General features: G+C 69.0%; 9 protein-coding genes. 4 read left to right on the top strand and 5 right to left on the bottom strand.

The genetic code is table 11. The annotated features are described in order from the left end of the window. Nucleotides 1–7: 7 nt before the first annotated feature. Nucleotides 8–1,306, bottom strand: coding sequence for an MFS transporter (locus L632_RS0103610; RefSeq protein WP_156929412.1), 1,299 nt, complete (start codon nt 1,304–1,306; stop codon nt 8–10). 480 nt (nt 1,307–1,786) lie between these two features. On the opposite strand from L632_RS0103610, the gene L632_RS0103605 reads away from it, so the two are divergent. Further along, nucleotides 1,787–2,896, top strand: a complete 1,110-nt coding sequence (locus tag L632_RS0103605) for a cytochrome P450 (RefSeq protein WP_028716372.1) — start codon at nt 1,787–1,789, stop codon at nt 2,894–2,896. Between the two features lie 297 nt (nt 2,897–3,193). Further along, nucleotides 3,194–3,736, top strand: a complete 543-nt coding sequence (locus L632_RS0103600) for a flavin reductase family protein (protein ID WP_028711568.1) — start codon at nt 3,194–3,196, stop codon at nt 3,734–3,736. Between the two features lie 230 nt (nt 3,737–3,966). Here L632_RS0103600 and L632_RS24590 read toward each other — a convergent pair whose 3' ends face one another. The 4 genes from L632_RS24590 to L632_RS22065 all read right to left on the bottom strand — a co-directional run bounded on the left by L632_RS24590 (nt 3,967) and on the right by L632_RS22065 (nt 8,149). Further along, nucleotides 3,967–4,455 (bottom strand): hypothetical protein, encoded by a 489-nt coding sequence (locus L632_RS24590; protein WP_198021801.1) that lies wholly within the window; start codon nt 4,453–4,455, stop codon nt 3,967–3,969. Nucleotides 4,456–5,031: 576 nt separating this feature from the next. After that, nucleotides 5,032–5,286: a hypothetical protein gene (locus L632_RS0103590; RefSeq protein WP_028711566.1), complete on the bottom strand. Its 255-nt coding sequence runs from the start codon at nt 5,284–5,286 to the stop codon at nt 5,032–5,034. Nucleotides 5,287–5,291: 5 nt separating this feature from the next. After that, the gene (locus L632_RS0103585) at nt 5,292–6,851 is read right to left on the bottom strand and encodes a S8 family serine peptidase (RefSeq protein ID WP_028716371.1); all 1,560 of its coding nucleotides are present in this window, start codon (nt 6,849–6,851) and stop codon (nt 5,292–5,294) included. A gap of 194 nt (nt 6,852–7,045) precedes the next feature. After that, a complete protein-coding gene (locus L632_RS22065) occupies nt 7,046–8,149 on the bottom strand; it encodes a glycosyltransferase 61 family protein (protein ID WP_051476371.1) in 1,104 nt (367 codons plus the stop codon). Between the two features lie 270 nt (nt 8,150–8,419). On the opposite strand from L632_RS22065, the gene L632_RS23435 reads away from it, so the two are divergent. Both L632_RS23435 and selA read left to right on the top strand, forming a co-directional pair. Beyond that, nucleotides 8,420–10,468, top strand: a complete 2,049-nt coding sequence (locus L632_RS23435; RefSeq protein WP_051476370.1) for a glycosyltransferase family 2 protein — start codon at nt 8,420–8,422, stop codon at nt 10,466–10,468. A gap of 256 nt (nt 10,469–10,724) precedes the next feature. Beyond that, nucleotides 10,725–12,113 carry an L-seryl-tRNA(Sec) selenium transferase gene (selA, locus tag L632_RS0103565; protein WP_028716370.1) on the top strand — a complete coding sequence of 463 codons (1,389 nt, stop codon included), beginning with the start codon at nt 10,725–10,727 and terminating at the stop codon, nt 12,111–12,113. The last annotated feature ends 122 nt before the right edge of the window (nt 12,114–12,235 follow it).

Here is a 12,235-nt window from a genome sequence, read left to right as displayed (position 1 = left end):
GGATCTTCTACCCCTTCCGGGGCGCCCGGTGGCCGAGCCCTCTGCCAAGCGGCCGCCATCCGATCGCAGTGACCAGCGAGATACCGGCTGCGGCCACCCAGAATGGGGCGGTCAGGGCCGAGTCGCGGGCGACCACCGCCTCGGCTGCGCGCACGACAATGCCGGACAGCAGCAGGCCAAGCGGCATCATCCCCCAGGCCAGCAGCCGGTAGAGGCTGTTGACGCGGCCGAGCAGGCGGTCGGGGATCATCCGTTGCCGGGTCGAGACCGAAACCGTGTTCCACACCAGCCCGCAGAACTCGAAGATCGCAAGGATCAGGCCCAGCACCCACGCGCTCGGGGCCAAGGCGATGGCTGCAAAGGCGGGAATCGAGGCGAAGAGCATCCATTGGGCCGCCGCTCCGGCACCCATCCGCCGCACGACGCGCTCGCCGAGCAATCCGCCAGCGATGCCGCCGACCGCCCCCGCCGCCAGCACCAGCCCATAGCCGGTGGCGGACAGGCCGAGATTCTCCTGCACATGCAGGATCAGGCCGATCATCACCATCTGGAAAAACAGGTTCCAGAACCCGGTGAGCCAGGCGAGCAGCCCCAGGATCGGGGCAGCGCGCAGAAAAGCCATTGCCTCGGCCAGTTCACTGCGCCAGTTCCTCCTGTCCGCGTGGCGTGGCCGGAAGCCCCCCGCGATCCCCGCAACGATCAGCGCCGCAAGGCCGTGGCTCACGCCGTTGACGACGAACGGCAGCGGCAGCGCCATCGCCACCAGCACTGCGCCGAGCGGGGGGCCGACAAGCGCGTTGCCGGTCAGTTCCACGCTCCACAACCTGCCGTTTGCCGCCTCCAGCCGCTCATGCGGCACCAGCGAGGGCAGCATGGTCTGCGCGGCATTGTCGCGAAAGACCTCGGCCCCGCCAACGGTCAGGGCTGCAAGGATCAGCGCCGCGAAAGCAGGCATCGAGGAGACCCCGACCTGCGGCGCGTCCGCCAGCGGCAACGCCGACCAGAGCGCCACGGCCGCCCCGCCGAAACCCGCAGACCGAAGCACATCCATGCCGAGGATGAGCCTGCGCCGGTCGGCCCTGTCGGTGACGATCCCGGCCGGAATCGCGAAGATGGCCCAGGGCAACCGCAGCGCCACGGCAACCAGGGCGATCAGCAGCGGGTCACGCGTCAGCAGCGACGCCGTCCAGGCCCAGGCGACGGTAGCGATTCCGTCCGCCAGATTGGTCAGGCCGCTCGCCGCGATGAACCGCGGGAGCGGCCCGCCGCTGATCGTTGCGGGTGGCTGCCGAACATGCTGCCCCATGATCCCTCCCTCGCGCTTTCGGCCGGTTCCGCGGATCGTGCATCCTCAAGTCCCCTGGAAATCAAGCCGAATGTCGCAGGCAGAAGGCAAAAAATCCCGCGGGCCTGACCGTCGGGCAGATGTCGGCACGCTCATCCTCGATCGGGAGCGACCCCCGACATGAACGATGCATGCTCGCGGCTTGAGCGCCATGCTTTTGCGCTGGGGATAGTGGAGACAGAAACGGGGAAAGGCGGCAGGAAGCCCTCCCGCATCGGGCGTACCGCGTGCGGCATCGGTCGAAGCCTGATTGGCGGGCATTCACACGCATGCCGGATGGTTCTGCCACGCCTCTTGCCCGGGCAGGGCCAGCGTCCTATCTTCTGGGGCGAAAGGACGATTACATGCATCAGTCGATCCGCAAGCGCTAAGGACCCGGTTTCCGGTTTCGCCACCCTGCCTGCCGGCGGGGGGTCTTCTTGCACTTGCTGGACTGATATCATGAAAACCTTTCAGACTTTCGACAATCCCGATGGCTGGGCTTCTGCCGCCGAGGCCTTCCGCGACGACTTCGCCGCCGGCGAGCGCATCCAGATCGCGCCATGGGGAGGTTATGCCATCCTGGGCCACCGGGAACTGGTCAGCCTTGCCCGCAATCCGCTGGCCGACGGCATGGCGCCCGATCCCGCCGCGATGGCGGAGACGCCCGCGCTGCTGGCGCTGCTCGACCGGGCGCTCTTCACCAAATCCGGCGAGGTCCATCGGACCGAGCGGGCCGCACTGATCGCCGCCTTCAACACCGTGCCGCTGGCCGGCATCACCCGCGAAGCGGTGCGGCGGGCGCTGCCCTCCGGCCCGGCCAGAATCGACCTGAGGACCGGGCTGATCGCGCCGGTCGTGCGCCGGGTCTGGGGCGAGATCATCGGTCTTGACGCGACTGCGGCCCTGCAGATGGAGGATGCGGTGCGCGACCTGGCCCATGTCCTGTCCCTCTCGCCCGATCCGGCAAAGGCCCATCTGGCCGAAGCGGCGGCCGGCAGGGTGCGGGACCTGTCGCTGGCGGCGCTGCAGGGCGGGGCGCCCTTCTCGCGGAACCTGCGGGACCGGCTGGGCGACGGGCTGGCCGCCGACCTGATCGCCGGCATGGCCTTCGACGCGATCGAGTCGGCCGCCACCGGGCTGGATGCGGCGCTGCGGGTGGCCTTTGCGCATCGGGACCAGGTCACGGCAACGGCGCAATGCGCCAATGAATGCCTGCGCCTGGCCAGCTCTACCCCGATGACCATGCGGCTGGCGACGGGCAGGATTGCCCTGGGCGATCTGGTGGTGGAGGCCGGGACCGTCCTGTCGATGGTCTGGGCGGCGGGCAATCACGACCCGCTGGCCTTCCCTGCGCCGGAACGGTTCGATCCCGATCGCGAGGGCGCGCGCCCGCTGATGTTCGGCATGGGCCAGCACGCCTGCCTGGGCCATGCGATCATCCGGGCGACCTTGGTGCAGCTGCTGGGCGTCCTGGAAACGCTCACCCCCGAGACCGGCACCCTGCCAGCGCGCTGGTCGCCATTTGCGAAGGACTATCTTCCCGTCCTCGGCATCCGTTTCGAGGGCTGATCGAGGGGGGGCGGGTCGCAGCTTGGCCGTGGTCTTTCCTTGGGGTGATGCAGATCGCGCCTTGCTTGCGCCGCACCTCGCCCGAGTGCCCGGCCTGACGGCTTTCGCCGCAGGGGCTGCGGCCGATGCGCGATTGGCAGCCCGCATCGGCCGTGCCAGAGTGAGAGCGGATGCGCCTTACAGTGGCCCCCGCCGGCCGGATGGGCGCCACGCTCGTGCGGCGGGCCCCGTCTCGTCGCCATCCTCATGCGTCAGGTCGAAGGGAAGGCGGATGAGCGAAACAGGAAGGATAGCATCATGAAGGAACTGCCGCTGAGCCGCGCCTTCACCCTGATCGAGCCGGGACCGGTGACGCTGGTCACCACGCATGACGGCGCAAGGAACAACGTGATGACCATCACCTGGACCATGGTGATGGATTTCACCCCGCGTTTCGCCATCACCACCGGGCCATGGAACCATTCCTGGACAGCACTGCGCGAGACCGGGGAATGCGTGATCGCCATCCCGACGCTGGACATGATCGACACGGTGATCGGCATCGGAACCTGCTCGGGCGCCGAGGTGGACAAGTTCCAGCGGTTCGGCCTGACGCGCCTGCCCGCAACGCATGTCCGCGCGCCGCTGATCCGCGACTGCCTTGCCAATATCGAATGCCGGGTGGTCGATATCGTCGAGCGGCACGGCATCGTCGTTCTGGACGGATTGGCGGCCTGGTTCGACACCAACCGCACGGAAACGCGAACCCTGCATGCGGTGGGCGACGGCACCTTCGTCATCGACGGAGACAGGCTCGACCGAAGGGAGGCGATGCGATCGAAGCTGCCCGAGGGGGTATAGGCAGAACCTTGCGGAGACAGTCGGCCCTTGCAGCAGGCCGCACGCGGTTTCTCCGCAACTGCCGCCTGAACCTGGCGCAGCGAAAGCGGTCCGAAGGTCACCGCCTGTCCGCACCGCTGTTAAGCCCGGCCGGTTACCCGTTGTTCGGCAAGGAAAGAATTGGTGACCAGCATCGTCGGAAAACCCGACGGCGCGCTCCCCGCCGTCCAGTTCCCGGGCGTTCGTTTTCGCTATGGTCTCATGCAGTCGCGAATGGGCGGATTGCCGTGCATCGAGCGCGCCACGGCCTGGTCGAGCGCCGTCTTGTCCAGCCCACCGAATTGAGGAGCCGCCTCCTTGATCGCCCAGTAGAGCCGGCGCATCACCGGGCTGTCGCCCCGGCGCGCATAGCCCCTGGCATAGCGCGGCATCCCTGCCTTCGACACATCGACATGGTGCTTTGCAGCCCCGGCGGCTGCAGGGTTTTGCAGCGCCTCGGGCATAGGGGTTCGCCGAAGGCACGAGCGCCAATGCAGCCCAAGAAGCGGATGCTGATATTCGAACAGGACCGCTCGCCTTGGCCCCGGCATGGGCTGCCGGTCCTGCAGCCAGCGCATCAGCGTGCCGTCGTCGCCTGCCTCGTCCGGCAGCTGCAGCGGTAGGCCGCCGGTCTGCTGGGGGGCAAGATCCATCGGCGACACAGAGCCCATCGCGCTGCCTTTCAGTTCCGGCAGATGCACCGCGACGGGCGTACGGACTGGCCGGACACCTGTACAGGGTCGAGGATTTTCTGTCGATGCACCGTGCGGCGCTGCATCATCCCTTGCGCGGACAGGATCGCGACGCTGGTCGGTGCCGTGGCGGGAACCTCCGCAGCCCGGGATAGGCTTGGCCTCTTTCCGGGAACGGATCGCCGAGCGGCGGCTGAAGCAGCCGCGGATGACGTCCGCGGACCGGGAGGATCCTCGCCTAGGAAGGTCGGCGCCGCAAGCCGGTGCGCCGGGTGCTCTCGCCGGGGCGATCCCGTTCCTGATCCCGAGGCAGATCGGCGGCTGAAGCAGGGAAGGGAGGGGAAATACCCCGGCCCATGGCGCGCGAAATGACCGCCCGCGGGCGTTTCGCCCGATCCCCTCCAGCCGAAGGCGCGACCGGCCGGCTTTCCCGGCATGGCGAAAAGGCGACCCGCCCAGGGCCGATGCCCGCGCCTTGCCGCCGCCGCTTCGGTCCGCCGGAAGCTGGCAGCGCGGTTTCTCGGCCCGGGGATGCCGGTGCCGGCCGGGGCAAGGCCGCCCCGCCCGCGGCCGGCCGGCGGCGCGTCAGCGCAGCTGCGCCTTGTGCGGGGGATTGAGCTTGAAGATCCGCTCTTGCGCCAGCCGCCAATGCGCCAGGTCACCGACGCATTTGCGCACCTCGCTCAGGCTGCCCTCGACCCGGATCGTGCCCGGCACGACCTCTTCGGCCGGCAGCGGCTTCAGATGGTCCAGCATCTCGGCCGTTTCCTCGCGGCTGGGATCGCGGTCGTCGGAATAGACGAGCATGCAGCTTTCGGTCTTCTTGCGTTGCGCCTTCATTGCCATCATCCTTGGCCCTGGTTCTGGTCGATCAGCCCCGCACCTTCGTATTCCGGGCCGAAGCCGATCGGAACGGCATGGCTGTTCGCCATCTTGATAATGTCGTCGGAACGCTGCTGGTTGCGCTCGGCCGACAGGAGTTCCGGGGTCGCGGACAGCAGCCGGGCAATCAGCCCCGCCACCGCGGGACAGGCCATCGAGGTGCCGTCCATCACCCCTTTCGAGGTCTTGCTGACCCAAGATATAATCCCCACGCCGGGCCCGATAAAGTCCACTTCCGGTCCGATATTGCTGAATCGGGCGAAAAAGCGGTCCCCGACGGGGGCGGGATCCGTTGCGACGTTGCGCCCGGTGACTGCGCCCTCGGGCCAGGCGTCCAGCACCCCGCCGGCCGAAACCGCCACCACCGTGCCCGAGCGCGCCGGGTATGAGACCGGCGACATGTAGTCGTTGCCCGAGGCGGCGACGCAGACCACGCCCATTGCCCGCGCCCGCCGCACCTCGCGCGAGATCGAGACCGGCTCGGAGCCCTGGCCGAGGCTGAGATTGATCAGGTCGCAGCCGTCGTCGACGGCCTGGCGGATGGCGCGGGCGATGGCGAATTCGCTGGCTCCGCCCGCATCCTTTTCGAAGACGCGATAGGAATGCAGCGCGACCTGGGGCGCGACGCGCGCCACGATGCCCGCGACATGGGTGCCGTGCCCGGTGCCGTTGTCGAACCATTCGTCGGCGGGCTCGGTGCCGGTGGTGTTCAGCCCGCGTTCGAGCTTCAGCCCCTTCGCGGGATCGACCCCGGTGTCGACGATGGCGACGCGGACGCCGCGCCCGTCGGCCTTTTCCGCCGGCGCCAGCATCCGCGCAAGCCCGTCGGGGAAATCCGCCCGGATGGGCGCCAGCGACAGGGTCAGCTCGGTCGGGCCCTTGTCCCTGACCGCGATATCCTCGGCCCCGCCCGGCCAATGGTCCGCGAAGGGCTGGCAGATCACCGCGTCGATGCGGGTCTGCCCGGCCGGCAGCGCGGTGCGGTAGCGCCCGTCCCGGTCCGTCACCCCGTCCGAGATGCCGAAGCCGCGCCGGCTGTCCAGCACCACCACGACCGAGGCCCCGGCGACCGGCTTGCCGCTGGCCGCATCGACGCAGCGCAACTCAAGCTCCTTGGCTGAGCGAAAGGCCGAGGGCTTGGCCTCCTTGCGGATGATGTCCATCTGGCCGTAGCGCAGCGGGTAAAGCCGCAGCTCGCGCCGCACGCGCAGGCCGGGATAGGCGCGCTGCAATTCGCGCGCCTGCTCGGGCCTCATGCAGACCAGCGATGCCTCGTTCTCGCCGATCGAATCGATCAGCCGGATGCGGCCGACCTCGGTGTCGAGCAATCGCAGGCGCGGCCGGATCGCGGGCGCCGAGCCCTCGCCGGCGCCCTGCGCCACGCTGCCCGCGGGCCGGGCGCCCGATGCCCGGAACAGCCGGTGATGCATGGCGCGGAACAGCCGGAAGCTGCTGGTCTCCATGCTGTCGTTGAAGACGTTGTCATCGGGGACGATGACATAGCGGGCGGTCTTTCGGGACATGCGCTTGTGCTCCTTCCTGCCACCGCAAGGCTACACCGCCCGGCCGGTTTCGCCAAAGAATTGTCCATCACGGCCCCGGCCGCCGCTTTCGCGGAGGGCCGGAACCATGGAACCGGGCTTGTCGAGGGGTGCCGACCGGGCGAAGGGCGGCGCGGGGGAATGAGGGCCCCGGCCGGACGGCGGCGGGTCCGGGTTCAGTCGGCGGGAGCGGGCTCCGGCACCGGCTTGCGGACGTATTTCGCGTTCATCCCGGCTTCGATGACCGCGATCTGCGCGGCGATCTCGTCCTCGGTCAGGTTGCGCCAGCCCGACGTGTCCTCGATGAGGCCGAGCGCCTTCAGTTCCTGCCCGACCTGCCCCAGATCCACCTCGCCCCAGGACGAGCGGCCGATGCGCGGCAGGCGTGCATGCACGTGATTGGCGACCAGACGGTCGATCACCGTCACCTGGCTGCCGCCGAAGGATTCGAGATGCTGCACGATGTCGTCGACCGCATTCATCGAGCGCCGCTTGATGATGGCGATCTGCTGATGGGGCTGGGCGACATAGGCCAGAAGATGCAGCGGCGAGGCGTCGACCGAGATGATCTGCCGGGCGGCGCGATATTGCGCGACCTGCTCCTCCTTGCTGCAGCGATGCGGCAGCCAGATCCGGTAGCCCTCGCGCTCCAGAAGCGCCTCGACCAGCGTTTCGCCCAGGATGGTGCCGCGGTCGAAGGGCAGGTCGCGGCGCGAGATGTAGAGCTTTTCCGCACCGGCCGGCGCGACCTTCTCCGCCGCGCTGCGGGCGAAGGCGACAAAGCGTCCGCTGCCCGAGATCAGGTCCGGGCCCAGGCCGAATTCCTGTCGCGGCACCACCAGCCGCTCGACCCGCGTCGGCCCCTTGGCGACCCGGATCTCGGCCGAGATGCCCAGGGCGGCAAGCAGCGCGGTCTGGGCCTTGATCGCCGCATCGTTCACCGGCCCGGCCTTGGGGATGTAGAGCGCCGAGCGGGTTCCGAAGGCCGGATCGTCCAGCGCCCAGAGCCTGCCGGTCGATTCCGTGATGAAATGGCCGAAATGGCCAAAGAAGATGCCGCCGAAGATATGGGTGCCCGGAATGAACTCCGGCGCCTCGGGGGCGCTGTATTCGACCGGGGCGTGCCGGGGGCGGCCATGGGTCAGCGAGACCGCGATGTCGACCGGCCTGCCGTCCCTGTCGAAAACGCCCGAGGCGTTTTGCAGGCGGCCGTTCTCATCCTCGCTGGGCGGCAGAATTATCGCATCGTCAACAATGATATAATCAACTGATTCGGACATATGGGCACCTTGAACGGCTTTGGCGCCACATTAGCCACGCGCGCGGCCATCGGCCAGCGGTAAAGGGCCGCGCATGCCGGCACGCCCCCGGAAAGCCGCGGAACGTGCCGGCCCATAGGTCGGCGAAACTTGACCGTGCCGCGGGAATGCGGGATCAATCCTGACGGGTCCGGCCCCCAGCAGGGCACCATCTGGAGAAGAAACCTCTTGGCTAGCGGCGCACAATCGGTTCGGCGGACAGGCGATCGGCTGCGGACGATCGTCTGCACGGTGAAGAACGAGGGGCCATTCTTTCTGGAATGGCTGGCCTATCACCGCCTGATCGGCTTCAACCGCTTCGTCATCTTCTCGAACGACTGCACCGACGGCACGCACGAGATTCTGCAGGCCCTGGACGGCGCCGGGCTGATCCATCACTTCGACAACAGCGAGCTGTCCACAGACCTGCCCGAGGACCCGCAGGTCCGCGCCTATACCCGCGCCAACCGCATGGAGATCGTGCGCGAGTCGGACTGGATCATGGTGATTGACGGCGACGAGTTCCTGCAGGTCAAGGTCGGGGACGGCACGCTGGACGCGCTGTTCGCGGCCATGCCCGACAACGCCGATGCCATCGGCCTGCCCTGGCGGATCTTTGGCTCGGGCGGGGTGATCGAATTCAGCGACCGGCTGCAGATCGACACCTTCCGCCGCGCCGCGCCGCTGGACTTCGCGCCCAGCCCCAACCATCTGGCGATCAAGACGCTGTTCCGCCCCGACCTGGTGCAGCGTTTCGGCGTGCATCGCCCGGTCTACAAGGGCACATCGGGCACGCCGCGCAATCCGCTGCTGTTCGTCAACGGCTCGGGCCAGGACGTCACCGAGCATTTCCTGCGCGGGCGCTGGTGCATGCCGCCGGCGCTGGCGGGGTTCGATCTCGCGCAGGTCAATCACTACATGATCCGGTCGCACGAGGTCTTCCTGATGAAGAAATGGCGCGGCACGGCGAACAGCGCCAATGCGCAGCGGATCAATTTCGAATATTTCGACAAGTATAACAGCAATCACGACGTCGATCGCGGCATGCTGCGCTGGGTGCCCGCCGTGACGCAGGAAATCGCAAGCCTCACCGCCGCGCTGCCCGAGCTGACGGCGCTGGGCCGGTCGGCCTTCGATCTTTATGCCGGCCAGATCGCCGAGCTGAAATCCCGGCTGCTGCGGGAATCGCCGCAAGAGCACGACCGCCTCTTCGACCCCGAGGTGGTGCAGGCCGAGATCGAGGCGCAAGAGCGGCGGATCGCGAAGCTCCGCGCCACCGTGCCCGCCGCGGACCGGGTGCGGATGATGCCGCCCGAGCGCCCCTCGCAGGCCGGCCCGGCGCCGCAGGCCGGCAAGGGCGACGCCGCTGCCCGGGCCGCGGGCGGGGACGATGCCGCGCCGCCGCCCGTTCCGGCGGCACCCGGCTGGCTTCTGGAGCTGCGCGGCGATCCGGCGCGGCGCGGGTTCTTCCAGTCCTTCGAACAGACCGGGCTGCATTACGTCCAGCGCGACACCGACCAGCTGGTGATCAGCTTCGACAACCTGTCGGCGGTCAATATCGACCCGGTCGACCGCGAAAGCTGGGGCTACGGCTTCATCAGGAAGAACGGCTGGTCGCATCTGGGCGTCTTTGCCTATGCCGCGAAATGGTTCCGCGAGGATGCGCTGTTCGACTACCTGTCCGGGCTGGCGCGGGACGGGTTCTTTGCCCGGTTCCGGTCGGTGGCGCTGATCGGCACTTCGATGGGCGCCTATGCCGCCACCGCCCTGGCGCCGCTGGCTCCGGGCTGCACGGTGGTGGCGTTTTCCCCGCAATCGACGCTGAAGAAGGCGCTGGTGCCCTGGGAGAAACGCTTCAGCTCGGGGCGCAAGGCCGACTGGTCGGGCGATTTCGCCGACGGCGCCGAAGGCGCGCGGGCCGCGGGCAAGCTGTGGCTGGTCTACGATCCGCGCATCGAAGAGGACCGCCTGCATATCGAACGCTATCAGGGCGAGAACGTCTCGTTCCTGAAGGCGCGCTATGCCGGGCACAAGACGGCGCTGTTCCTGCGCCGGGCCGGCCTGCTCAGCACGGTGGTGCGCGAGGCGGTCACCGGCACGCTGACCGAAAGCCGGTTCTACGACCTCTATCGCCAGAGCCGCTCGATGCCCTGGTATCTGAACAGCACCGCGAACCGCATCGCCGAATCCGCGCATCCGCGGCGGCTGCAGCGGCTGGACGCCTATCTGAAGAAGGTCGAGAAGCCGCAGATTTCCCGCAACCTGCACGCCCGCTTCCCCGAGATCATGTCCTCGGCCTGATCCGCCGGGGCGGCGGCTTCGGCCAATGGCCGCCGTTCGTCACCAGGATCCGCGCGGTCTTGGCGTCCGGCGCCGCGACCATACCGGCTGCCGGCTCGCGCTGCCGAAGATGCGGCCGACCGTCTGGACATTTCCCCTGACCGGGCGAAGAGGTCGGATTGACAGGGCAGGGCGCAAAACCCAAGCTGGCCGGCGGGGTGACGCGGGTTCCCCGCCGCCGGAGCCCCTGCGCAACCGCCGCCATTCCGAAGGATCCATGGACCCCCGCAGCGCCCTTCCCTCGATCGACAGGCTTTTGCGCCAGGCCGAGGCGCGGGAAATGATCGCGCATCACGGGCGCGACAATGTCGTCGGGATGCTGCGCGAATTGCTGCGGGACCGGCGCATGGCGGCGGGCCGCGGCGATGCGGCGGCGGGCGAGGGCGTGCTGGAGGAATGCGCCCGGCGGCTGGCCGCGCAGGCCCGGCCCTCGCTGCGGCCGGTGCTGAACCTCACCGGCACGGTCAACCACACCAATCTGGGCCGGGCGCTGCTGTCGCGCCGCGCCGCCGAGGCCGCCTTTCAGGCCATGGTCAATGCCACGAACCTGGAATACGACCTCGACGGCGGCGCGCGCGGCGACCGTGACAGCCATGTCGAGGCGCTGATCTGCCGGCTGACCGGGGCCGAGGCGGCGACGGTGGTGAACAACAACGCCGCCGCGGTGATGCTGATGCTGAATACCCTGGCCCTGGGGCGCGAGGTCGTCGTCTCGCGCGGGGAGCTGGTCGAGATCGGCGGCGCCTTCCGGGTGCCCGACGTGATGGCCCGCGCCGGCTGCCGCCTGCACGAGGTCGGCACCACCAACCGCACGCATCTGCGCGACTATGCCAATGCGGTGAACGAGGACACCGCCGCCTTCATGAAGGTCCATGCCAGCAATTACGCCATCGAGGGCTTTACCGCCGAGGTGCCGCAGGCCGATCTGGCGGCGCTGGCCCGGCGGCACGGCATCCCCTTCCTGATCGACCTGGGCAGCGGCTCGCTGATCGATCTGGACGCCTTCGGCCTGCCGCCCGAGCCGACGGCGCGGCAGGCGATCCGCGACGGCGCCGATGCGGTGACCTTCAGCGGCGACAAGCTGCTGGGCGGGCCGCAATGCGGCATCATCGCCGGCTCGCGCGCGCTGGTGGACCGGATGCGGGCCAACCCGCTGAAACGGGCGCTGCGGGTGGACAAGATCATCCTGGCCGCGCTGGCCGAGACGCTGCAAAGCCATGGCGATCCCGAACGCGCCCTGGCCGAAATCCCGACCCTGCGCCTGCTGACCCGGTCCCGGGACGAGATCCGCGCCCTGGCCGAGCGGCTTTGCCCGCAGGTCCGCGCCGCGCTGCAGGGCGCGGCCGAGGTCTCGGTCGTCGACTGCCTGAGCCAGATCGGCAGCGGCGCCCAGCCCGTGGACCTGCTGCCCAGCGCCGGGCTGGCCTTTGCCGAAACCGGCGCCGTCTCGGCCGCGCGCATCGCCCGGGCCTTCCGCGACCTGCCGCTGCCGGTGATCGGCCGCATCCACAAGGGGCAGTTCCTGCTGGATCTGCGCTGCCTCGAAGACCCGGCGCCCTTCCTGGCCCAGCTCGACCGGCTGCACTTCGGGGGGCCGGCCGCGTGAATGCGGGCCATGCGCGGCGGAGTGCGGGCCGGCGGCAAGCCGACCAGGCCCCCGGCGCCGCGCCTTGAGGCGGGCCGCCCGCCGTGGCAGGGAGGGCACGCCGCAAGGGATGACGAGATGAC

Origin of the sequence: Paracoccus sp. J39 (assembly GCF_000518925.1) — a bacterium.
GTDB lineage: Bacteria > Pseudomonadota > Alphaproteobacteria > Rhodobacterales > Rhodobacteraceae > Paracoccus.
This window is presented reverse-complemented; position numbering and strand designations above follow the sequence as displayed.